The organism is Caulobacter sp. GW821-FHT05F04, assembly GCF_059419665.1.
This window is the reverse complement of sequence record NZ_JBWKSF010000001.1, coordinates 511,438-535,791: the sequence shown is the minus strand read 5'-3', so window position 1 is coordinate 535,791 and position 24,354 is coordinate 511,438. Positions and strand designations below refer to the sequence as shown.

14 protein-coding genes are annotated in these 24,354 nt (G+C 67.6%); 10 read left to right on the top strand and 4 right to left on the bottom strand.

What is annotated here, in order from left to right:
* Nucleotides 1-294: 294 nt before the first annotated feature.
* From AC07R7_RS02620 to AC07R7_RS02580, 9 genes are all read left to right on the top strand, one after another.
* A complete protein-coding gene (locus AC07R7_RS02620; RefSeq protein WP_494634033.1) occupies nucleotides 295-2,055 on the top strand; it encodes a Ca2+-dependent phosphoinositide-specific phospholipase C in 1,761 nt (586 codons plus the stop codon).
* Nucleotides 2,056-2,185: 130 nt separating this feature from the next.
* On the top strand, nucleotides 2,186-4,969 hold the full coding sequence (locus tag AC07R7_RS02615; protein WP_492883113.1) for a TonB-dependent receptor: 2,784 nt from the start codon (nucleotides 2,186-2,188) through the stop codon (nucleotides 4,967-4,969).
* 92 nt (nucleotides 4,970-5,061) lie between these two features.
* Entirely contained in the window at nucleotides 5,062-5,550 is a 489-nt protein-coding gene (locus AC07R7_RS02610) for an RNA polymerase sigma factor (protein WP_494634032.1), read from the top strand.
* Nucleotides 5,551-5,634: 84 nt separating this feature from the next.
* Entirely contained in the window at nucleotides 5,635-6,636 is a 1,002-nt protein-coding gene (locus tag AC07R7_RS02605) for a FecR family protein (protein ID WP_494634031.1), read from the top strand.
* A 157-nt stretch (nucleotides 6,637-6,793) separates the two neighbouring features.
* Complete coding sequence (locus AC07R7_RS02600; protein ID WP_494634030.1) at nucleotides 6,794-9,760, top strand: TonB-dependent receptor; 2,967 nt, start codon at nucleotides 6,794-6,796, stop codon at nucleotides 9,758-9,760.
* A 441-nt stretch (nucleotides 9,761-10,201) separates the two neighbouring features.
* Complete coding sequence (locus AC07R7_RS02595) at nucleotides 10,202-13,306, top strand: TonB-dependent receptor (RefSeq protein ID WP_494634029.1); 3,105 nt, start codon at nucleotides 10,202-10,204, stop codon at nucleotides 13,304-13,306.
* A gap of 93 nt (nucleotides 13,307-13,399) precedes the next feature.
* Nucleotides 13,400-14,131 (top strand): SapC family protein, encoded by a 732-nt coding sequence (locus AC07R7_RS02590; protein ID WP_492883121.1) that lies wholly within the window; start codon nucleotides 13,400-13,402, stop codon nucleotides 14,129-14,131.
* A gap of 1 nt (nucleotide 14,132) precedes the next feature.
* Nucleotides 14,133-15,167, top strand: coding sequence for a cupin-like domain-containing protein (locus AC07R7_RS02585; RefSeq protein WP_492883123.1), 1,035 nt, complete (start codon nucleotides 14,133-14,135; stop codon nucleotides 15,165-15,167).
* Nucleotides 15,168-15,189: 22 nt separating this feature from the next.
* Nucleotides 15,190-16,689, top strand: a complete 1,500-nt coding sequence (locus tag AC07R7_RS02580) for a tryptophan halogenase family protein (RefSeq protein WP_494634028.1) — start codon at nucleotides 15,190-15,192, stop codon at nucleotides 16,687-16,689.
* On the opposite strand, the gene AC07R7_RS02575 is transcribed toward AC07R7_RS02580, so the two are convergent.
* From AC07R7_RS02575 to AC07R7_RS02560, 4 genes are all read right to left on the bottom strand, one after another.
* Nucleotides 16,686-17,990: a glycosyltransferase family 4 protein gene (locus AC07R7_RS02575; RefSeq protein WP_492883127.1), complete on the bottom strand. Its 1,305-nt coding sequence runs from the start codon at nucleotides 17,988-17,990 to the stop codon at nucleotides 16,686-16,688. The two genes, AC07R7_RS02580 and AC07R7_RS02575, sit on opposite strands and share 4 nt — an antisense overlap.
* An 11-nt stretch (nucleotides 17,991-18,001) precedes the next feature.
* On the bottom strand, nucleotides 18,002-19,255 hold the full coding sequence (locus AC07R7_RS02570) for an FkbM family methyltransferase (protein WP_494634027.1): 1,254 nt from the start codon (nucleotides 19,253-19,255) through the stop codon (nucleotides 18,002-18,004).
* A 79-nt stretch (nucleotides 19,256-19,334) separates the two neighbouring features.
* A complete protein-coding gene (locus AC07R7_RS02565; protein WP_494634026.1) occupies nucleotides 19,335-20,825 on the bottom strand; it encodes a hypothetical protein in 1,491 nt (496 codons plus the stop codon).
* A gap of 66 nt (nucleotides 20,826-20,891) precedes the next feature.
* Nucleotides 20,892-21,191, bottom strand: a complete 300-nt coding sequence (locus AC07R7_RS02560) for a helix-turn-helix domain-containing protein (RefSeq protein WP_494634024.1) — start codon at nucleotides 21,189-21,191, stop codon at nucleotides 20,892-20,894.
* A gap of 263 nt (nucleotides 21,192-21,454) precedes the next feature.
* Here AC07R7_RS02560 and AC07R7_RS02555 point away from each other — a divergent pair, with 263 nt between their 5' ends.
* Entirely contained in the window at nucleotides 21,455-24,277 is a 2,823-nt protein-coding gene (locus tag AC07R7_RS02555) for a beta strand repeat-containing protein (protein WP_492883135.1), read from the top strand.
* Nucleotides 24,278-24,354: the final 77 nt, after the last annotated feature.

Here is a 24,354-nt window from a genome sequence, read left to right as displayed (position 1 = left end):
ACCGTTCCCGGCCGCCCCGTTGTTCTGACAAGCTCACTCTGGCCGCGACGCATCGCCGCATAAATGGAAATGGTGGAAAGTCACTGTTTCCAAAAACGCTATCGTCCGCCGCGACGAATTAGGCGTGCTCAGGCTACGGAGCGACGCGTTCGACGGCTCGGCGGGTCGTGTCGCCTTTTGAACGAACCCGCCTGAAACTCGGCGACTGAAGATCGGGCCTGGACCTGGCCGCTCGCGCACGACTGTCACAAAACCGCATTACGGCTCCGCTTCGACCTGTACCGGGAGATGACGATGCTGAGCCTGCTGCTGGCCCTGATGGCCGCCGAACCCAGCGCCCAGGCGGCGCGGATGAACGATATCCTCGCGGTCGGCACGCATAATTCCTACAAGGCCGCGATTCCGGCCGACGAGATGACGGCCATGCTGGCGGCGGCCGGGCAGGGGGCTCTGGGCCTGGACTACAGCCATCGTCCGCTGGCGGAGGAGCTGGACGCCGGCGCCCGTCAGCTGGAGCTGGACGTGGTGCGCGATCCCGACGGCGGTCGCTTCGCCAAGCCGGCTACCGCCTTCAGCAAGGGCGTCGTCCCGGCTCCGGCCTGGGCGGCGGCCATGGCCAAGCCGGGCTACAAGGTCCTGCACATGCAGGACGTCGATTTCCGCACGACCTGTCCGACCTTCGTCGTGTGCCTGACGGAGGTCCGCGCCTGGTCGAAGGCCCACCCGGATCACGCGCCGATCCTGATCCTGCTGAACGCCAAGGACGGCCCGTCCAGCTTCCCCGGCGGCGTCGCGGCCCTGCCGTATGACGAGAAAGCCTTCGACGCCCTCGACGCCGAGATCCGGTCGGTGTTCGCCGACGCCGAACTGATCACCCCAGACCAGGTCCAAGGCAAGCGCGCCACCCTGCGCGAGGCGGTGCTGGCCGACGGCTGGCCGGCGCTGAGCGCGGCGCGCGGCAAGGTGTTCTTCGCCCTCGACGAGGGCCCGGAGAAGGTCGCGGCCTATCGCGGAGCCCGCAAGTCGCTGGAAGGCCGGGCGATGTTCGTCAACACCGACGAAGCCTCGCCGGCCGCCGCCTATCTGACCCTCAACGATCCGGTCGGCGACCGGGCCCGCATCGCCGCCGCCGTGAAGGCCGGCTTCATCGTCCGCACCCGCGCCGACGCCGACACCGTCCAGGCCCGCAAGAACGACGTCGCGATGCGCAGCGCCGCGTTCTCCAGCGGCGCGCAATATGTCTCGACGGACTACCTGTGGGCCGACCCGCGCTTCGCCGGCGGCTACACCGTGCGCCTGACCGGCGGCGAGGCGGCGACCTGCAACCCCGTTCGCATGGCCAAGGGCTGCGCCGCGCCGTTCGAGAGCGTGGCCGGCGCGCCGGTCCAGGGCTATCTGAACCCCGCCCAGCGCCCGGACCTGACCAAGATCCTGGCCGCCCCGCCGGCCGCCGGCTCGCCCCGCGCCATCGCCGACGCGGCGATCTTCGACCAGAGCCGAAGCCTGAAGGGCTCCGCGCGCTGGAAGCGGGCCACCGACGATGTCGACGGCTCCACCTGGAAGCACTTCTCCGAGGCGCTGGGCGTCACGATCGACCCGACCCAGGCCCCGATCCTCGCGGCTCTGCTGGAGCGCGCCGGCGAAGACCGCTCGGTGGTTGGCGTCGCCAAGACCCACTGGGGGACCAAGCGTCCCTATATCGGCAAGACCGACGCCCCGATCTGCGAGGCCAAGAGCGACCACCTGGCCGGCAATCCCGACTATCCGTCGGGCCACTCGGCGTTCGGCATGCACGTGGCGATGATCCTGGCCGAACTCGCCCCCAGCCGCGCCGACGCGCTGTACGCCCGGGGCCGCGACTACGCCGAAAGCCGCTGGATCTGTGGCTCGCACAGCGTCAGCGCCACGGAGGCCGGCATGCAGTCGGGGGCGACGATCTACGGCGCGGAACACGTCTCGCCGCACTTCCTCCGCGACATGGAGGCGGCCCGCGCCGAGCTGGACGCGATCCTCTCGCAAGGCGGCGCGAAGAGCGCCTCACCCGCCCGGCCGTGAAGTTTTGATGAAATCAACATCTCGCCGCTGAGGGGGCGTCCGGGGCCGTCGTTGAAGCCGTCGGGGGCGTGGGCCGAACCAGTGTGTTCGGTCCTCCCGCCGTCGCAACAACACCTCGGGGATTGAGCGGATGATCGGACTGAACACGAACGGCGGCCGTGCGCGCCACCTGGCCTGGCTGATGACCAGCTGCGCCGCCATCGGCCTGTTCTCGGCCACGGGCGCCCAAGCCCAGGCCGTGGCCGCCGCGACCGCCGAGAACGCACAGGTCGAAGAGATCGTCGTCACCGGCAGCTATCGCCGCAGCCTGGAAAAGGCCGTGGACATGAAGCGCGAGACGATCGGCTTCTCGGACTCGATCGTGGCCACCGATGTCGCCAACTTCCCCGAGCAGAACCTGGCCGAGGCGCTGCAGCGCATGCCCGGCGTGACCATCGAGCGCAACAAGGGCCTTGGGGGCCGGGTCAGCGTCCGTGGCCTGCCCAGCGAGTTCACCTTCGTCACCATCAACAACCTGGCCACGGCCTCGGGCAGCGGCGGCCGCGACGTCGAGTTCGACATCTTCGCCTCGGAAGTCATCCAGCAGGTGACCGTGCAGAAGTCGCCGCGCGCCTCGGACGAGGAAGGCGGCATCGCCGGTTCGATCTACATCTCGACGGCCCGCCCGTTCGACTACAGCGGCCGCAAGCTGATCGCCTCGACCGAAGGCGCCTACAACTCTATCTCCAAGAAGACCGACCCGAAGGTCGCCTTCCTGGCCAGCGATACGTGGGGGAACTGGGGCGGCCTGGTGTCGTTCTCGGCCGCGCGCCGCACGAACCGCACCGACTCCAACTCGGGCATCAACTTCCGCCCGATGTTCCGCTTCCTGGAAGCCGGCGGCACGCGCGCCTCGCAGGCCGCCGCCGTCCTGGCCCGCGACGCCGGCGTCGTCGTCAAGAGCAACACCAATCGCAACGAGACCGGCCGCATCATCTTCCAGGACAAGGTCGGCGACCGCGCCTACCTGAACACCCAGGACCAGTGGGGCGGCACCGCTTCGCTGCAGTACAAGCCCTCGGCGAATTTCGACATCGCCTTCGACCTGATGCTGGGCGGCTACGACGCCACCGAGGACCAGTACGACGCGGCCGCCTATTCGGCCTCGAGCAAGAGCACGCTGGAGACCATCCACAGCTACGACAAGACCACCCTGGCCGACTACAACATGGTCGTGCTGCGCGACGTCTCGTACACCGCGACCCAGCACGAGATGCTCAGCAAGGAGCAGATCAACAAGACCGACTACGCCCAGTTCGGCACGGACCTGAACTGGCGCGGCGAGACCTGGAAGCTGCACGCCCTGGCCGGCTATTCGGGCGCCAAGAAGACGCTCGACTATTCGAACCTGAAGCACGTGGCCTACGCCCCGTCGCGCACCCGCTGGACGGCCACCGGCGGCGAGACGATCAAGAGCGCCAACCCGGCCTCGATCGACATGTACAATTCGCCGTCGAAGTACCTGTTCGAGGCCTATGAGACGTCTCTCGAGAAGATCACCGACGACAAGTACGCGGCCCAGGCCGACTACACGAAAGAGTTCTCGATCGGCTTCTTCCCGGCGCTGAAGACCATCCAGGTCGGCGCCCGCTACACCGACAAGTCCAAGGAGCGCCGCTACGGCGCGCTGAACATCCAGGGACCGGGTCCGGGCAGCACCGCCTGGCTCAACACCCGCACCATGGCCGACAGCACGCTGACCCCGATCGGCGATCTGGTGCCGGGCGGCGACTACACGGTCCGCGACATCACCTGGAGCCAGATCTCCAACGACTACGCGCGCAAGACCTTCCGCTACGCCGGCTTCACCACGCCGTTCACGCCGGGCGACTACTACAAGGTCGATGAGAAGGTCACGAGCCTGTACGCCATGGCCGACCTGGGCTTCGACGTCGGCCCCGTGCCGGTGGCGGTGAACGGCGGCGTTCGCTACGTCGACACCTCGATTACCTCGTCGGGTTACCACCAGGTCCAGACCTCGACCGGCGGCACGACCTACACCCCCGCGCCGGTGTCCAGCGACGGCAGCTACAACAAGCTGCTGCCCAGCGTGAACTTCACCGCCGACATCACCGACAGCATCGTGCTGCGCGGCGCGGCGTCGAAGACCCTGATGCGTCCGGCCCTGACGGATCTGGCCTACAAGCGCACGGCCAGCTGGAACTCGTTCCGCTTCACCGACGGCAACCCGAACCTGAAACCGACCTTCGCCGAGCAGTATGAAGTCGGCCTCGAGAAGTACCTGCCGGAAGGCGGCCTGCTGGCCGTCTCGTACTTCAAGAAGAAGATCGAGGGCGTCGTCCGCCAGGCCCTGACGGGCACGGTCAAGGGCGTCACCAAGTACAACGCCAACGGCACGGTCGACGGCGTCTACGACTTCGATGTCTACCAGCCGATCAACGCCGCGGGTTCGTACAATGTCGACGGCGTCGAACTGGTGGCCATCGTGCCGTTCGGCCTGCTGTGGGAGCCGGCCAAGGGCTTCGGCGTCAACGCCAACTACACGATCCTGGACAGCTCGCTGAGCGGCCAGTCGATCATCGGCGTCCCGACCCCGCCGGTGGGCCTGGCCGACAAGGCCTACAACCTCACGCTCTACTACGAGAACGACAAGTTCCAGGCGCGCGTGTCCTATAACTACAAGGGCAAGTACGTCGAAGGCATCGGCTACGAGATGTATCCGATCTGGCGTTCGGGCTACGGCCAGACCGACATCTCGGTCAGCTACAACGTCAACGAGCGCATCCAGCTGAGCCTGGAGGGGATCAACGTCACCGACGAGGTCACCAAGGGCTACACGATGGATCCGTCGTTCCCGACCATGTACGAGAAGTCGGGACGGCGCTTCTCGCTCGGCCTGCGGATGAACTTCTGAGCCCGCTGGACGCCATCACCGGGCGCGCTCCCCCCTTCGCCGGGGGGAGCGCTTCGGCGCGTCCGCCCAAGGGGCGTGATTGGGGAAGCGGCATGACGGGGCTGCGCGCCGAACTGGTGCTGTTTCTCCAGCGGCGCGGCCAGTCGCTGGAGGACGCCGAGGACATCGTCCAGGAGACCTTCGCCCGCTTTCATCGCGCCGGCCATGTGATCGGCCAGGCCGACAGCCGGCCGCTGCTGTTCGCCATCGCCAAGAACCTTCTGAAGGACCACTGGAAGCAGGCCGGCCGCGAGCGGGCCCGCACCTTGTGGCTCGATACCGACGACACGACCGCGGCCTGGGAGAACGCGCCCAGCGAGGACCCGGCCGCCGACCGCCGCTCGATCGCCCGCCAGGACCTGGCCGGCGTCGCCGCCGCCATCCGCGAGCTGCCGCCCCGCTGCCGCGACGCCTTCCTGCTGCATCGCTTCGAGGACCTCAGCTACCGCCAGATCGCCGACCGCCTCGGCGTGTCGGTCAGCATGGTGGAAAAGCACCTGGCCGAGGCGCTACGTCGGCTGAAAGCCGCGCGGGGGACCTGAGGTGTCGCGCTTGTGGATCGTTGTGAAGATGCGCCCCGGGCAAGACCGGTCCACGCTGCTCATTGGGAAGGCCTAACCGCCAAGATGCTCGATCGTCTCGCCAGCCTGTTCGAAGCCAAGCCGCGCACCGCGGAGGACTGGGTCGTGCGCCTGGGCCGTCCCGATGCGCCGCGCTCGACCTTGGCGGCCTTCGAGCGCTGGCTGGCGGTCGATCCGAAGAACCTCGCCGACTATCAGGACGCCAAGGGTCTGCTGCGCGACACGCGCGACCTGCGGGCCGAACTCGTCGGCGAGCTGAACCTGATCCCACCGGCGCCGATGGTCGCGCGTCGTCCGAAAAAGCCCGGCTGGACGCCCGTCGCCCTGGCTGGCGGTCTCGTCGCCACCGTACTGGCCGTGGCGATTGCGCCGACGCTGGTCACGCGCCTGCGGGATCCGCTGGCCGGCGCCGCGACCTACACGACCGCCGTCGGCGAGATCCGCGACGTGACCCTGGCCGACGGCTCGGTCGTCACGCTGGATACCGCCACCACCCTGCGCGCCAAGGTCGACGGCAAGGTCCGTCGCCTCGCCCTGGATAGGGGCGCGGCCTATTTCGCGGTCGCCCATGACAAGGTCCACCCGTTCCAGGTGGCCCTGGTCGACCGGCAAGTCATCGTCACCGGCACCCACTTCGCCACGAGCCTCCGCGACGGCCGTGCCCGGGTGGAGCTGCTGGAGGGCTCGGTCGAGGTTTCGCAGCCCCGACTCTCGGCCGAGCCCGTCCGTCTCGTCCCCGGCGACCAGGTCACCTACCAGGCCGGCGGCGCGGTGCGGCGCGAGGCCCGGATCGACCCGGCGACCGCCGTCGCCTGGCGCCAGCGCCGGCTGGTGTTCCAGGACGCGGCGCTGTCCGAGGTGCTGGCCGAACTGGACCGCTACACCGACGCCAGGATCCGCCTGGCCGACCCGGCCCTGGGTCGCCAGCGTGTCACCGCCATGCTGCCGCTGGACGGCCGCGGGACGGTGATCGACCGCGCCGCCAAGGTGCTGCCGGTGATGCTGAAGCGCACCGGTCCGGACGAGGTTGTCGCCACCGCGAGATAGGGCCTTCTCGCGAGCAGGCCGGTTCTTTTGGGCGAGCCTGCTTATCCTGCTCGGCTTGAACAAGCCGATCAGGGCAGGCTCTTCGCAAGTCTGTCACGAAGCGGCGGTACCAGACCCTGGGCGCCCAGCAGCGCCGGGGGTTTTCACCAGTCGCCGCATGTCCTTCCGTCGCGTGCCCGCCCTGACGATCGCGGCGCTGGCCGCGGCCGCGCCGGCGTTCGCGCAAGGGCCCGCGCCGCGCTTCGACATCCCCGCCCAGGACGCCCGCGCCGCCCTGATGACCCTGTGCCTGAAGGCCGGCTGCGCCTTCGCTCTGTCGACCGAGCCGGGTCATGCCTATCGCGCCAATGCGGTTTCCGGGACCATGCCGTGGCCGGAGGCTCTGAAGCGCCTTCTGGCGGGCACGGGCCTGCGCTACGAGATCGTCGACCGCGCCTCGGTGCGGGTCTGGGCCGAAGCGGCGTCCACGCCGCCTCGCACCGCGCCGGCTCCCGAAGCGCCGGTCGACCTGGACGCGGTTACGATCACCGCCGCCTTCGTGGCCGGCATCGAGGACTCTCTTCTCCAGAAGCGGCGCGCCGACGCCATCGTCGACGCCGTCTCGGCCGGCCGGATCGGCGAACTCCCGGCCGCCAACCTCGCCGAGGCCCTGCAGCGCGTACCGGGGGTGGCCATCGAGCGCGAGGTGGGCGAGGGGCAGTTCGTCAGCGTCCGGGGCCTGGGGCCGCTGTTCCAGTCGGTGACCCTGAACGGGGCGCCGGTGGCGTTCAACGAGAACATCCGCAACTCCACCCAGAGCGGCCGGCAGTTCCGGTTCCGCGCCCTCTCGGCCGATTTGCTGGCGGGGGCGGTGGTGGCCAAGTCGGCGACGGCCGATCTGGTGGACGGGGGCATCGGCTCGAACATCGATATCCGCACGGTGCGCGGGCTGGAGGGGGCGTCCTACCTGTCGATCCGCGCCGACGCTCACGCCGAGCTCCGTTCGGACGCCGTGTCGCCGGATGTCGCCATCTCTGGCCGCTGGCGGCGCGCCGACGGTCGGTTGGGCGTGGTCGCCGGCGTCTCCACCGAGCGGCGCGAAGTCCAGTACGACCGCTTCCAGATCTCGCGCTATCGCGACCTTGTCATCAACGGCGCGTCGTGGACCGTTCCCGAGGACATCCGAACCACCATCGAGCAGGAGCAACGGGCGCGAACCACGGCCTTCGTCGGGGCCGAGTGGCGGGTCGCGCCGACCGTCACCCTCTATCTCGACGCCCTGGCCTCGCGTTTCGACAACAGCATCCGCGAGGATCGCATCGTCTACGGGATCGGGGACTACGCGGCCCAGGTCCTGGCGGCGGGCGACGCGCGGATCGAGGGCCGCACTCTGCTCGGCGGCCGCGTCACCGACGGCCAGATCGGCAACAACCTGGAGGTCTCCGACCAGGTCCATGAGAACGTGTCCTTAAGTCTGGCCATGAAGGCCGAAGCCGGCGCCTGGACCCTGGAGCCGCGCCTCAGCCTGTCCAGCGCCCGTTCCAACCTCGATACGCCGCTGCAGCGGATCGGCGCGGTCAGCCCGCTGGGAGTCTCCTACAGCTTCGACCTGGGGTCCGATCTCATCGAGCGCCGCAAGGCGCCGCTGCTGTCGACGTCGTTCGACCTGACCGATCCCGCCCAATTGACCTTCTCGCGCTATGGCGTCCGCGCCACCCACGTGGACGACCACGACGTCACCGGACTGGTCGCCGCCGAGCGGCCGGTCGACTGGACGCTGGGACCCCTGCGGTTCGAGCGTCTGCGCCTGGGCGGGCAGGTCACCGATCGGGGGCGCGACTTCCAGCGCCGCGACCGCGAGGCCGCGCCGCGGGCCGGGACGGTCGTCGACGCCGGCTTCTTCGATATCGGCACGCCCGGCGAGGCCTTCGACCGGCTGATCGCCGCGCGACCGCCGGCCTGGACGTCGGCCGACTTCACCGCCTTCCGCGCCGGCTTCGTGCTGCCGGGCGAGGCCGACCGGGTGATCGTCGACGCCGAGGATCTGGTCCCGACCGGCGCGGATCTGCAGGGTTCCTACAAGGTCGGCGAGCGCATCAAGGCCGCCTACGGTCGCCTGGACTTCGCCACGAGCGTCCTGGGCCTGCCGGCCACGGGCAATGTCGGTTTGCGGACCGCCCGGACCCGAACGGAGGTGACCGGCACGCTGCTGGGCGTCTCCACGACGGGCTCCATGGACGTCAAGCCGGTCCGCTATACGGGCGCCCACGCCGTGACCCTGCCCAGCGCCAACCTCGCCATCACCCTCGACCAGCACTGGCGGCTGCGGCTGGCCGCCTCGCGCAGCATCACCCGGCCGTCGCTGGCGGATCTGCGCTCGGCCACGGTCCCCGCCAGCAGCCTCGTCTCGATCCTCTACCAGCGCGGCCAGGCGGAGATCGACCATCCTTCGCCGGGGACCCTGTTCTCCGGCATCGGCGGCAATCCGGAGCTGAAGCCGTACCTGGCCACCAACTACGACCTCTCATTGGAGCGAGAGTTCGGGGACTTCGGCGGTGTCAGCCTGGCGCTGTTCCACAAGACCATCGACGACTTCATCGTCGTCTCGGCCCGGCCCGAGCGCCTGACCTTCGCCACCCGCGCGGGGCCGCCGGTCGTGGCCACGGTGACAATGTCCAGGCCGCGCAACGCGGGCAAGGCCAAGGTGACCGGCCTCGAGGCCGCCTTCAGCCGGCGCTTCGCCCACGGGATCGGGGTCTGGACCAGCGCCACCTGGGTCGACGCCGCCAGCCGCGACGACCAGGGCCGGCGCGGCCGGCTGAACGGCGTCTCGCGCCTGTCCTGGTCGATCAGTCCCTTCGTCGAGCGTGGCCCTTTACACGCCCACCTCTCTTGGACCTGGCGCTCGCCGTTCGGCTCCGAGGCCGACATGCAGGGGGGAGGGGTGTCCAGCTTCGTGGTCGCCAGCGCCGGCTATCTCGACGCGGCCGGTTCCTACGACCTGAGCCCCCGCGTCTCGCTGTACGTCGAGGCCAGCAACCTGACCGACACGGTCGAGGCCGCCTACGAGGGCCAGCGCGACCGTCCGCTGCAGATCGGCCGCTCGGGGCGCTCGTTCGGTTTCGGAATCCGCATGCGGCTGTAGAGCCTGTCCGTCTCCGGTGGACCATCGGAAACGGATAAACCGGCTCTGCCTCAAACATTTAGAGCGTGGCGGGCGCCGAAACCGCTCACACTTTCTGCCGCCACGCTCCAGCCGCCGATTTGTCCGCGGGACACCGGTTACCATCCTGAAATAGTGAGCAACCAGGGCGCGAAGGCCAGGATCCGTCGTGTCGCCAGCCTTCCGAAATGGCGGGAATTGTCCAATTCAGTGGTCATAAAAACCGGCTCAAACGGGCTTGAAAAAATCTTGCCAGCGCTGTCATTTTGCCATTGCGACGGTCCGCGACCGATGTTACCGCTAACTAGTACCTCGTGCGTTGGTTGTTTCTCCAGGGCTCGCGGGACGGGAAGAGCAGTCGGAAATGCTTCCGGCGCGTAACAAAAACAGCGCCCCACAGGGGCTAATTAGGGGGAACGGCCTATGAAGCGGCTTCGTCGCTTGCACGCGTCTGCCTCTTGCGTCGCCATCACGGCGGCCATGTTCGCCAGCTCAGCGCTGGCTCAGCAGACCCAAGAAAACACCGCCGTCGACGAAATCGTCGTCACCGGCATCCGCGCTTCGCTCGAACGGTCGATCGCGATCAAGCGCAACAACAGCGGCGTCGTCGACGCCATCTCCGCCGAGGATATCGGCAAGTTCCCGGACACCAACCTCGCCGAATCCCTGCAGCGGATCACCGGCGTGTCCATCGACCGCACCAACGGCGAAGGCTCGCAGGTCACGGTCCGCGGCTTTGGTCCCAGCTTCAACCTGGTGACTCTGAACGGCCGCTCGATGCCCACCGCCAAGGTCGCCACGGTCGGTGGCGACCAGTCGGCCGACTTCGCGTCGGGCACCAGCCGCTCATTCGACTTCTCGAACCTGGCTTCGGAAGGTGTGACCACGCTGGAGGTCTACAAGACCGGCCGCGCGGCCATTCCGACGGGCGGCATCGGCGCCACGATCAACGTCAAGACCCGTCGTCCGCTGGATGGCAAGCCCGGTTTGACGGGCAGCATCGGCGTCAAGGGCGTTTACGACACCAGCATGGACAAGAAGGTCGACGACTTCGGCCACAAGTTCACGCCGGAAGTTTCGGGCCTGCTGAACTGGGCCGATGACAGCGAGAAGTTCGGCGTCTCGGCGTTCGGCAGCTATCAGAAGCGGGACTTCACCAGCCGTAGCACCACCTCGAACGACTGGAACATCCGGACCTATTCGGATTTCATCAATCCCGCCAACGGTTTCGTCCGTAATGGCGGCGCGACCCAGATCACCAACGCGCCGGCCAGCGGCTCGACCCTGGTCGCGATCCCGAACGACAGCCGTTACCACTTCTCGCAAGGCGAGCGTGAGCGCATCAACGGCCAGATGTCGGTCCAGTACCGTCCCGTCGAAAACCTGACCTTCACCGTGGACGGGCTGTACGCCCAGAACAAGCAGTTCGAACGCCGCAACGACAGCACCAACTGGTTCAATCGTCCGTTCGACAAGGTGACGTTCGACAAGAACCCCGTCGTCGCCACCGCCGTCCTGCTGTCCGAAACGCTTTCGGGCACCAAGGACATGGGCTTCGAGCAGCAGTACCGCGCCACCAAGGACACGCTGAAGTCGGTCGGCTTCAACGGCGACTGGAAGGTCAATGACCGCTTCAGCCTGACCCTGGACGGCCACGTCTCCAAGGCCGACAGCCGTCCGGACGCCCCGAACGGCACCAGCATGACCTCGGTTTCGATCGGCGCGCCGGTCGTCTCCGCCCACAGCGTCGATTACAGCGGCACGGTGCCGGTGCAGACCATCAGCATCAACGACGCGGCGCCGCGCGGCAATGGCAACGGCGTGCTGGACGCCGGTGACCTGGGCAGCCAGGTGGCCCGCACCTCGGCCCAACGCCAGCAGCAGAAGGTCAAGGAAGTCCGACTCGACGGTCGTTGGGACTTGGACGACAACGGCAGCCGCTTCGACTTCGGGGCTGACTACCGCACTTCGACCATGATCCAGACCAGCCTGAACACCCAGCAGGACCTGGGCAGCTGGGGCATCTCCTCGCCGCGCGACGTCCAGCAGTACGCGGGCAGCCTGGTGAAGCAATTCTGCCTGGCCTGCCAGTTCAACTCGTTTGATCTGAAGCAGACGGGCGCTGGCCTCGTGTCCTTCCGCGCCAACGCGATCGACCTCTACAACGCCTTGTCCAAGCCCTACGCGGCTCTGGGCAACGCTGTCGGGGTCACCGGCCAGGACAACAACCGCGTCAAGGAAAACATAGCGTCGGTCTATGGCCAAGTGACCTGGAAGGCCGAACTGGCCGGTCTCCCGGCCGAGTTGGTTACCGGCGTTCGCTACGAGCGGACGGATGTCACCTCGACGTCGCTGGTGCGCACGCCCAGCGCCATCGTGTGGACCGCCGACAACGACTTCACGGTCCAGACCTCGAGCACCTACCAACCGATCTCCGGCAAGGGCAAATACAACAACCTGCTGCCCTCGATGGACTTCCGCGTCGACCTGCGGGACAACCTGACCACCCGCTTCTCGTTCAGCCGCACGGTCGCGCGTCCGGAATACGGCAACCTGTTCGCCTCCCAGTCGGCTGGCGCGCCGAACCGTCCGGTCGCCAATGGGGCCATCCCGCTCGGCTCTTCGGGCAACCCGGATTTGGAACCGCTGATCTCGGACAACTTCGATGTGTCGGTGGAGTGGTACTACAAGCCGAGCAGCTACATATCGGCTGGCTTCTTCGAGAAGCGGGTGAACAACTTTGTCGGTACGGGCACCAAGAACGGCAACCTGTTCGGCCTACGTGACCCGAGTTCGGGCGCGGCGGGCACCCGTTCGGGCGACGCCAAGACCGCTCTGACGGCCATCGGCGCCAACCAGACCGACGTGAACCTGTTCACCATGACGGCCCTGATCCAGCGGACCGGCTCGGTGGCGGCGGCGACGACGCAGTTCCAGGCCAACCGCATCTCCGGCGGCGACCTGAACCAGGCCTTCGTCGATCAGATCCTGGCGGCCACCGACATCGCGGCCAACAGCAGCGACCCGCTGTTCAACTTCCAGATCTCGCAGCCGATCAACAACAAGACCGGCAAGATCCACGGCTTCGAAATCGCGGCCCAGCACTTCTTCGGCGACACCGGCTTCGGCGTCTCCGGGGCCTACACGCTGGTGCGCGGCGACGTCGGCTTCGATAACGGCGTGGATCCGTCGCAAGATCAGTTCGCGCTGCTGGGTCTGTCGGACACGGCCAACGCCACGCTGATCTACGACAAGAACGGGATCTCGGCCCGTCTGATCTACAACTGGCGTGACAAGTTCCTGCAAGCCACCAACCGCGGTGGTTCGCGCAACCCGGTCTATGTCGCGCCGTTCGGCCAAGTGGACTTCAGCGTCAACTACGACGTGACGCCGAAGCTGGCGATCTCGCTGGAAGGCCTCAACCTGACCAAGGAGCACCTGCGCACCTATGCTCGTGACGAAAACGAGCTGTGGTTCGGTCAGGAAATCGATCGCCGCTTCCTGCTCGGCGCTCGCTACCGCTTCTAGACCGGAAGTCCTGGAAGTGGATGAAGGGGTCGCCGCTTGCGGCGGCCCCTTTCTTCCTTTGAAGTAGCCATTCGCGAGCATGAGTTGGCCGACATGAACCGAGTGCTTCTCAACAACGTCGATCACGCCGAGCTGCGGGTGATCGCCGAGCACGGCGTCGCGTACGGCGACGGCCTGAACCAGACGCTGCTCCTGCCGACCGAGTTCGAAGCGGCTCAGCGCGAATATCCGATCCTGATCCGCAAGGACGACGCTGGCGCCTATCAAGCCGTGGCGCTGCTGGGCCTGGACCGCGACGAGAACCTGTTCCTCGACGAGACCGGCTGGAACGCCCGCTACATCCCGGCCGTCCAGCGGCGCGGCCCGTTCTCGATCGCCCTGCAACGCGACGCGCTGGGCGCCGAGCCGCGGCCGATGATCCATGTCGACCTCGACCACCCGCGTGTCAGCCGTGACGCGGGCGAGCGCCTGTTTCTGCCAGCCGGCGGCGTCGCGCCCTACCTGCAGAGCGTCAACCGCACGCTGAGCCTCATCCACGAAGGTCTGGAGGTGGCCGGCCCGATGTTCGCGGCCTTCGACGAACTGGGCCTGATCGAGCCGATCGACATCGAGATCAAGCTGGACGACCAGACCAGCTATGACGTGCCGGACGTCTTCACCCTGGCGCCCGATCGCCTGGCGGCCGTCGCCGGGACGGACCTGGAGCGGCTGCACCAGTCGGGCCTGCTGCGCGCGGCCTGGGCCCTGATCGCCTCGATGGGCAATATCGAGGACCTGATCGCCCGTAAGACCCGCAAGCGCGCCTCTTCCGCGGGATTGGCCTGACGTGACCGCCCTGACGGCCCGCCGGACGCTGGAGACCACGGTCGCGACGCCGGCCCAGATCCCGTTCGACGCCGTGCTGGCCGGCCAGACGCCGATGATCTTCAAGGGCCTGGCGCGGGATTGGCCGCTTGTGCTGGCAGGCCTCGAATCCAGCCAAGCGGCGCGCGACTACATCCGCGCTCACGACCAGGGCGGCCGGGTGGTGGGCTATAGCGGCGAGCCGTCGATCAAGGGCCGGTTCTTCTACGACGAGACCCGGACGGCCATGAACTTCAAGGCCGAGCGCGCGCCGCTGGAGACCTTTCTGCGCCGCCTCGAAGAGGTCGAGGGCCGAAATGACGCCCCGTCGGTCTATGTCGGCTCGACCGATCTCGACGCCTATTTCCCCAGCCTGAAGGCCGCCAACGACCTGGGCCTGGGCCCCGAGGTGTTCGGCCCGCAGCCGCCGATGGCCGGGATCTGGATCGGCAACCGCACGACGGCCGCCGCCCACTACGACATGTCCAACAATATCGCCGTCTGCGCCGTGGGCCGGCGGCGCTTCACCCTGTTCCCGCCAGACCAGGTCGCCAACCTGTATCCCGGACCCTTGGAGCCGACGCCCGGCGGCCAGGTGGTCAGCCTGGTCGATTTCGAAACGCCCGACTTCGAGCGGCATCCGCTTTTCCGCGAAGCGATCGCGAGCGCCCAGGTGGCCGAGCTCGAGCCCGGCGATGTCCTCGTCTATCCGGCCCTGTGGTGGCACCAGGTCGAGGCGCTGGAGCCGTTCAACGTGCTGGTGAACTACTGGTGGAACGCCTCGCCGGGCTTCGTCGACACGCCGATGACCACCCTGCTGCACGGCCTGCTGAGCCTGCGCGATCGGCCCGACTTCGAGAAGCAGGGCTGGAAGGTCCTGTTCGACTACTACCTGTTCGGCCCCGCCGATCGCGCCGGGGCGCATTTGCCCGAGGCCGCGCGCGGACCGCTGGGACCGATGGACGAGATCAAGGCCAGGCGGCTGCGGGCTTATCTGCTCGACCGCCTGAACCGATAACAAGAACGAGGGGAGGGGCGTCATGACCCAGCAGACGATCCGCAAGGTGGTGATCGCGGGCGGCGGCACCGCCGGCTGGATGGCCGCCGCGGCCCTGGCCAAGCAGCTAGGCCCGCTGCTCGACATCACCCTGGTCGAGTCCGAAGACATCGGCACGGTCGGGGTGGGGGAATCGACGATCCCCACGGCCCGCACCTTCAACGCGCTGCTCGGCATCGACGAGGCCGAGTTCATGCGCGCCACCCAGGCGACCTTCAAACTGGGCATCTCGTTCGAGAATTGGGGCGAGATCGGCGACCGCTACATCCACTCGTTCGGTCAGGTCGGCAAATCCACCTGGATGGGCGGCTTCCATCACTTCTGGATGCAGGCCCGCGACCAGGGATTCGGCGGTGATCTCGGCGACTATTGCCTTGAGCTGAAGGCGGCCGAGCAGAACAGGTTCTATACGGGCGAGGAGAGCCCGCTGAACTACGCCTACCACCTGGACGCCGGTCTCTACGGCCGTTTCCTGCGCGGCATGGCCGAGGCCGACGGCGTGCGCCGGGTCGAGGGCAAGATCGCCAGCGTCCGCCAGCGCGGGGAAGACGGCTTCGTCGAGGCCCTGGTCATGCAGAGCGGCGAGGTGGTCGAGGGCGACCTGTTCGTCGACTGCACCGGCTTCCGCGGCCTGCTGATCGAACAGACCCTGAAGGCCGGCTTCGAGGACTGGGACCATTGGCTGCCGACCAACAGCGCCCTGGCGGTCCAGACCCGTTCGACCGAGCCCGCCGTCCCCTATACCCGCGCGATCGCCCACGAGGCGGGTTGGCGCTGGAAGATCCCGCTCCAACACCGGGTCGGCAATGGCCTCGTCTACTGCAGCGACTTCATGTCCGATGACGATGCGCGCGCGAAGTTGATGGGCGAGATCGAGGGCGAGACCCTGATCGAGCCGCGACTGATCCGCTATCGCACGGGCCGTCGCCGCAAGACCTGGGACAAGAACGTCGTGGCCCTGGGCTTGGCCAGCGGCTTCGTCGAGCCGCTGGAGTCGACCTCGATCCACCTGATCATGATCGGCGTGACGCGGCTGATGCAGCTGTTCCCCTTCGCCGGGATCAGCCAGGCGGCGGTCGATCGCTACAACCGCCAGGCCAACGACGAGCTGGAGAAGATCCGCGACTTCATCATCCTGCACTACAAGGCGACCGAGCGGACCGACAGCCCGTTCTGGGATCGCGTGCGCGAGATGGAGATCCCCGACAGCCTGGTCCAGCGCATCGAGCTCTTCCGCCAGAGCGCTCAGGTCTACCAGGCTCCTGGAGAGCTGTTCCTGGTCGACTCCTGGCTACAGGTTCTGCTGGGCCAGCGGATCCAGCCTCAGACCTATCACCACATGGGTCGGTTGATGCCGGCTCTGCAGTTGAAGGGCGCGCTGGAGGACCTCAAGCGCAACATCGACGGCATGGTGGCCCGGCTGCCGCAGCACCAGGCCTTCCTCGACCGCTATTGCGCGCCTCCGGTAAGCAAGAGCGCCTAGATCGGGAGCGGCGCGAACAGCTTCTGTAGCGTCGCGCCGATCCGCGCGGCGGCCGGGTCGGTGTCGGTCAAGCCCATGGCGGTCAGCTCGCCGCCGATGCGGCGGCCGACGGCCAGCAGAGGGCGGCTGGTGACCTGGGCCTGGGCCAGGCCCTCGATGGCCTCGGCGTAGCGGGCGGCGTTGAGGTTGGCCAGCGCCCAGGCGCGGGCGGCCTTGCCGGTCTCGCGGCGCAGGGCCTCATCGGCGACCAGACGCTCGAGCACGTCGCGCAACTCCTCGACCACGATCTCGCCGTCGATCTTGAAGACCAGGTCGTCGGGTAGCTCGCCGTAGAAGCCGGCGCGGGCGACCACGGTCGGGCGGCCGCTGAGCATGCCCTCGCAGGCCGAGCCCGAGGCGCCTTCCAGCACCGGCTTGCGCAGGGCGACCATGATGTCGGCCTCGTCGAGGCGGCGGTCCAGGGTGTCGTCGTCGACCGCGCCGTCGATGACCAGATTGTCGAACCCGACCTCGGCGGCGGCGGCCTCCAGCTTGGCGCGCTCCGCGTCAGAGATCGGTCCCACCAGGCGATAGACGCACGCCTTCAAGGCGTCGGAGCCCCCGATGGCGCGGATCACGTCGTCGACGCGCTTGTTGGGGTTCATCACCCCGACCGTGGTGATCGTCAGCTGGCGCTTGGCCTTCGGCGGCCCCGGCGGGGTGGCGCGATCGGGGCAGCACAGCGGCGTCACGGCGACCGGGCCTTGGACGACGGCCTCCAGCTTGGGGGCGTAGAACTGGGCGTGAGCCAGGGCGGCCTCGCAGCGGCCGGCCAGCCACTCGGTCATCGGCAGATGCCGGGCGATCTCGCCCATGTCCAGCATCTGGCCCGAGCGGACGGCCACGGCGTGCGGCAGGGCCGCCTCGCCATAGGTCGCGACGATCTCGGCGTCGTGCCGGCGATAGTCAAGGCCGTTGTAGTGCAGCCAGCCCGAGAACAGGTTGTAGATATAGAAGTCGTGGAAGATCCCCAGGCACGGCGCGGCGTCCAGGATCGCGAACACGCCGGCGTGGAAGGGATAGTTGTCGCCGATATTGACCACCACCACGTCGAACTCGGTCCGCAGGCGCGAGAGGTCGTAGGACCGCCAGTGATGCACGCGCAGGGCGGTCGGGTGCAGCGGCTCGGCCGGGTCGTCCTTGTCCTCGCAGCGCAGGATTTCGACCTGGTGGCCTCGCTGGGCCAGGGCCTTGGACACCTCGGCGCCGACGCGACCGATCGACGAGCGCAGGACGAAGGGCGTCACCCAGCAGATCTTCATGGGCGAGGTCCTCAGCGCCGCAGCAGACGCTTCTCGGCGTCGCCGCCGGCGCGCACGAAGGCGATGTTGGCCGAGACCACCTTGGCGGCGGCCTTGGCGTTGGTCGGCTCGGCCGCGCCCGTCGCCTCATCGATGATGTAGGCCTTGAAGCCGGAATCGGCGAAAGCCTTGAACCATTGGGCCGGAGTCTGGCCGACGCGCTTGAGGTGCTCGGGGCCGAACTCGGCGATGATGGCCAGGTCCTTGTTCTTGGCGATCAGGCCCGACATGCCGGCCAGCACGTCCAGCTCGGCGCCCTCGACGTCGATCTTGACCACGTCCATGCGCTGCGCCACGGCGTCCAGGCGCACGACCTCGACCTGGATCTCGCGCGAGCCCTCGGTCTCGGGCAAGGCGTAGAGCGAGCTGTGGCCGATGATGTCGCTGACGTGGAAGGTCAGCTGGCCAGCCTGCGCGCCGACGGCCTGATCGCGCACCTCGACCCAGGACAGACCGTTGAGGTGACGCATCTTCTCGAGGTTCGCGCGCGGGATCGCCTCGGGCTCGAAGGCGATGACCTTGCCGGCTGGGCCAGCGGCCCACGCCATGATCAAAGTAAGCAGGCCGATATTGGCGCCGACATCGGCGACGACCATGCCCGGCTGGATCAGGCGACGCAGGACGTCGCCGGTGCCGGGCTCCAGGCCACGGCTGGTGGCGTTGGCCAGCATCGTCACGAAGGTGGGGAGGGCGGTCGGGGCCAGGATGTAGCCGTCGCGCATGCGGATGGCGGTCGACTCGGCGTCGTAGTGGATCAGCGGTCGGGCCTTGATCTCCAGCTCGTCGAAGCGCGGGCCGAACAGGCCGGGCAGACGGGCCAGCTCCGACCCGAACTGGTCGCCGCGCATTTCCAAGCGCGCCAGCGGCGGTTCCAGCCGTGAAAGATGGGCCGACAGCGCGCGGGTGGCCTCATCGCTCTGCTTGAGCGCCATGTGCAGCAGGGCGTGCGTCTGGTCCAGCCGCAGGTTGACCGCCTGCAACTCGGCCGATAGCGCGTTCAAGTGGCCGCGCGTCTCGCGCAGCTCATGCTCGACGCTGGCCTGAAGATAGCGACGCGCATAGTTGGCGACAGGCGACAGCACCGGCCCCAGCAGTCGCCGGGCGAAGCCGAAGCGGCGGCGCGGCGGCGGGCCGGCGGGTTGCGGTGCGGGGTCGGCGACCGAGGTCGCGGACTGCGGGGGAAGCATGGCGGAGCGGATCGCCATGTCCAGGCGTACGGGCCTCAAGTCAATTTTCCTAAGCCGTTCTCGACAAGTCCCGGCCGAATAACCGCGACGCCCGCCACCAGAGCGCGACCGCGACTGTTTAGATCAGATTCCCGTCGTGCAGGAACGACGAATGATCGCCGACCAGACTGATCGTGCTGCCGTCCGCGAAATCGAACGTCATGCTGTCGAGGTGGCTGATCAGATTGATGTTATGCAGGACGCGGCTGTCGAGGATGATGATCTCGGCGCCGTTGACCACAATCTCGACCACGGGGGCGTGGGCGATGAAGTAGTCGATGAACTGCTTGACCATGTCCGGCGATGCATAGGCCGGAGCTTCCGGCTTCGGCGTCTCGGCCGGCGGCGTCACATCGACGATCGGCGTGTTCGAGTCCCCGGTGTCGACGGGCAAGGTCGGCGTGGTCGGGGATTCCGGCGCGGCCGGCCCGCCAAGATCCGTAGGCGCGGGCGTCGTCGAGTAATGTTGGCCGCGTCCGACGATGTCGGCCAGCACGTCGGGTAGCTTGGAGACCTCGATGACCGTGATCTTGCGGTCGCCCTGGTCACCCAGGACGGCGCGAACCAACTGCACGGCCTCGACCGAAGGCAGGCTGCCGGAAGACAGGTCCAGGCGAACATCGATCGTCCAGCTGGCGCTGTCCGTCGGCGGCGCGGGCAGGCCCGAGACGTGGTCGTGGCCGCCCTTGCTGGTCTCACCGACGACGGCCTCGGCCGCGGTCGCACCCGAGGTCTGCGGCAGGGTCGAAAGGATCGCCACTAGCGACAGCACCGATGAAACGGTCTGGGCCGGCGTGCTCTCTACGGGGGTGATGTGTGGCGCGCTGTTCAGCGACAGGCCGCTGTCCATGGTGACCACGGCGGGCTGCCCGACGCCGCTGAAGTCGAGCGACGCGGCGGCGGCCGTGATCGCGGCGCTCGCCGACGGATCGATGGCCACGGTCTGGGTCTTGTAGTCGGACGCCAGTAGGGCCGCGGCCAGCACCAGAACGGCCTGGTTGGCGGGAAGTTGGACGGTGTCGTAGGTCGATGCTTGCGAGGCGGCGATTGGCGCGACGCCGTTGCTGAGGCCGGCGTTCGAGCTGGACGACAGCAGGACGGGGCGGCTGTGACCCGACTGGGCGTTGCTGGCGCCGGTTTCGCCGGCGCGGGCCTCGCCCGTCTTGAAGAAGGCGGTGCCGACCACGGCCACCAGCAGGGCGGCGGGGTGGACCGAGATGTTGCTGCCGCTATCCGCGCGCCGGATCAGCGGGTGGCGCGACACCATGTTGCGCACCAGGGCCGTGAAGTCGAAGCCGCGAGCGATCTCTTCGTAGGCGGGGCCGGCGATGATGTACTCGCCGTCGATGCGCGCGAAGTGGATGACCACCTCGCCGTCGTCCGACCGATAGAAGACGAACCACGGCTCGTTCTCGTCGCTCATGCCGCGGTCGGTGCCGACGCGGATGCCCGCCCGGATCAGGGCGCTCTCGACGCGATAGAACTCAGCCAGTTCCTGCTGAGTCCAGTCGGACGGCTTCGGCGCGTAGCGCGGCGAGCGCTGGAAGAACGAAAGGACCTGAGCGGTCATGCGGTGGTGGTTTCCCCACGCCTAAGAACAACGCCGGCCCCCACCGGCAGGGCGACACTAACCGAACTACGCTTCGCTGAACAGGATTTCGTAGGTGATCGGATCGTAGAAGCGCAGCAGCTCGCGGACGAAGGTCTTTTCGGGAACCTCGAACGCTTGCGCCCAATCCCGATAACGATCGGGCGGAATGCGGCCGCGGCCGGTCTCAAGCTGTGAGATAAAGGTATAATAGTCGGCGCCGACCTTGGCCGCGAGCTGGCGCTGCGACAGGCCGACGGCCTCGCGCTGTTCTTTCAGCCAGCGCCCCCCTTCGCGGCGGAGGTCTTGCACCTCCGAGGTGCTGCGGCGTTGCGGATTACCATACATAATAAAGACCTCACGCCCCGTCCGCCGTGCGGAGCGCGTGCGCGCGCTCGATCACCGACGTCCGAAATCCTTATCTTATATACCCGGTTCGTCGCGGGGGTTCAAGGAACGCGACATAGGAATTTGCTGTACCGGTTAGAAAAATGCTGTACCCCACGAATTCGGCTATTGTCGACGTATGACGTTTGCTCTATAGCCGTCGCTGCTCCCATGCGTGCCAATAGGTCGCGGGGGGTGTGGGATCTTTTTGGGAGACAAGCCAAATGGCTTATACGACTACTCAGCTGCAGACGTTCTTCGCGAACGCCAATGCCGGCACCGCCCCGAGCGCCGCTCAAACCCTGACCCTGACCGCTCTGGCCAACCAGAACGCCGCTGGCACCCTGACCGACGCGCAAGCGCTGGCTCAGACCATCGACCTGGCCTCGGACATCACCACGGCCGTCAGCGTTGAAACCTACGCCTTCTTCACCGGCGTCGCGCCGAGCCAAGACGGCCTGAAGTTCCTGAACGCCGCCTTCGTCGGCACGGGCGCTCAAGCCAACCTGAACGGCGAAAACCGCTTCATCGCTCAATCGGTCGCTCTGGCCCTGGGCAACGCGGCCGCCAAGACCTCGTTCTCGGCCTCGTACGGCTCGCTGTCGGTCGCTGACGCCACTAAGGCCGCCTACAACATCATCATCGGCAACGCCGCGGCCGCCGCCGCCGGCATCAATGTCGATTCGGCCGTTGGCTTCCTGACCAGCGCTTCGTCGATCGCCTACTACACCAGCTACGTGAAGGCCAACCTGCCGGCCACCACCAGCGCCGCTGACCTCGATCTGGCCGTCAAGGCCGCGATCGTTGGCGAAATCATGTACCTCGCCACGACGTACAACAACGGCGCTGGCGTCGGTTCGTACGCCGCCGCCGCCAACAACCTGATCAAGGATCTGGCTGACGACGGCGTTCTGACCGCCAACAACACCGCCGGCATCAACCTGTTCACTGCCTACGGCGCTTCGGGCAGCGGCACCCCGGGCACCCCCGGCCAAGCCTTCGCCCTGAAGGTCGGCCTGGACGCCCTGATCGGCACCGCCAACGACGACACCTTCGTCGGCAGCCTGGACGCCCTGGGCGCCACGGCCACCACCGTCAACCTCGGCGACTCGATCGACGGCGGTTCGGGCACCGACACCCTGACGGTCGTCAGCAACATCACGGGCGGCACCTCGGTGTCGGGCCTGACGCTGAAGAGCGTTGAAAACGTCGTCGTCAACAACACCGTCGCCGCCGGCGCCGGTAACCTGATCACGGTCGACGCTTCGGGCTTCTCGGGCGTCAGCAAGATCTCGGCCGGCGGCACGGGCAACCTGACCGTCACCAACATCGGTTCGGTCACCCTCGGCGCCCTGAACACCACCACGAACGGCACCGTCGGCGACGCCACTCCGACCGCCAACACCATCGTCACCCAGACGATCACGGGCGCTGGCGCCACCTCGGTCGACGTTTCGGGCAACACCCAGAACACGTTCGGCAACCTGGCGATCGACACCTCGGGCGGCACCGGCACCTCGCTGACGCTGCGCAACACCGGTTCGGCCGCTGCTACCGTCAGCACCTTGAAGGTCGGCTCGGCTGTCGCCACCCTGAACGTCGCCGCCACCAGCGCCATCACGCTGAACGGCACGTACTCGAACACCGTGTTCGCCAACAACGGCGCTTCGACCCGTGACGGCGTCGGCATCGTGGAAACGACCGCCAACACCCTGGCCACCGTGAACGTCACCGGCGTTGGCGCCGTGAGCCTCGGCACCATCGGCAGCACCGCGCTGAAGACCGTCGACGCTTCGGCTTCGACCGGCGGCCTGACGGCTACCCTGGCCAGCTCGGCTCTGACGAGCGTCAAGGGCAGCTCTGCCGCTGACACCCTGACCCTGACGGGCACCCTGGGCGCCACCGCCGTCGTCGACCTCGGCGCCGGCGCTGACACCCTGGTCCTGTCGAACGCTCCGACCGCCGGCGCCACGATCAACGGTGGTGACGGTACGGATACCCTGGGCCTCAACGCCGCGGGCATCGTGACTGCCGGCAACAAGGCTCAGTTCGTCAGCTTCGAAAATGCCGCCATCAACGGCGCCAACTACGACGTCGGCGTGCTGACCTCGTTCGCCAACATCAACGTCACGGGCGGCACTGTCGTTCTGACGGGCATCGGCGCCAACGCGACCTTCAACGCCACGACCGGTACGACCGCTCTGACCACCACCCTGACCACGGCCACGGGTACGTCGGACGTCATCAACCTGAACCTGGGCACCGCCGGCAAGGGCGGCGCCACCGTGACGGGTTACACCGCCGCGGGCGTTGAGACGGTCAACATCAACTCGCTGGCTGGCACCTCGACCTCGACCAACAGCCTGACCTTCGGCGCCGGCTCCGACGCTCTGAAGCAGGTCAATGTGACGGGTAACGGTACGGTCACCGTGAACGCCGCCGCCATCACCAGCGGCACGATCGGCATCGACGCCAGCGCCAACACCGGCGGTCTGACGGCGACGGGTTCGACCACGAAGATCACGAACATCATCGGCACCGCTGCGAACGACACGATCACGGCCGGTGGCGCTGGTGGCACGATCAACGCGGGCAAGGGCGGCGACGCGGTCACCCTCGGCGCCGGCAACGACATCGTGAACCTGAAGGCTGGCGACTCGACCTTCGACGCCACCAACGCCGCTGGCGTTGGCAACAAGGGCACGATGGACACGATCACCGGCTTCAACGGCGCTGGCGTCGACAAGCTCGACCTGACCCAGATCGCGGGCTTCGTCGGTTCGGCTCAGGGCGTTGCCAACGCCACGGTCGCTGACATCGCCGCGGTCGGCACCTACCTGACCAGCACTGCCAACCTGTTCAAGGACGGCGGCGGTCTGGTGCGCGGCGTGCTGGACATCCAGCTCACCGGCACCGCGACGACCCACTTCGTGGTTGTCGACGTCAACCACGATGGCGCCTACACCGCCGGCACCGACATGGTCGTCCAGCTGGTTACCGGCCCGGGCACCGCGCTGGTCGCCACCGACTTCAACTTCGGCAGCTAATCGCTTCCCAAGTTTGAGTTGAACTAAGGGAAAGGCCCCCGGAGCAATCCGGGGGCCTTTTTCGTTTTGGTGATCTT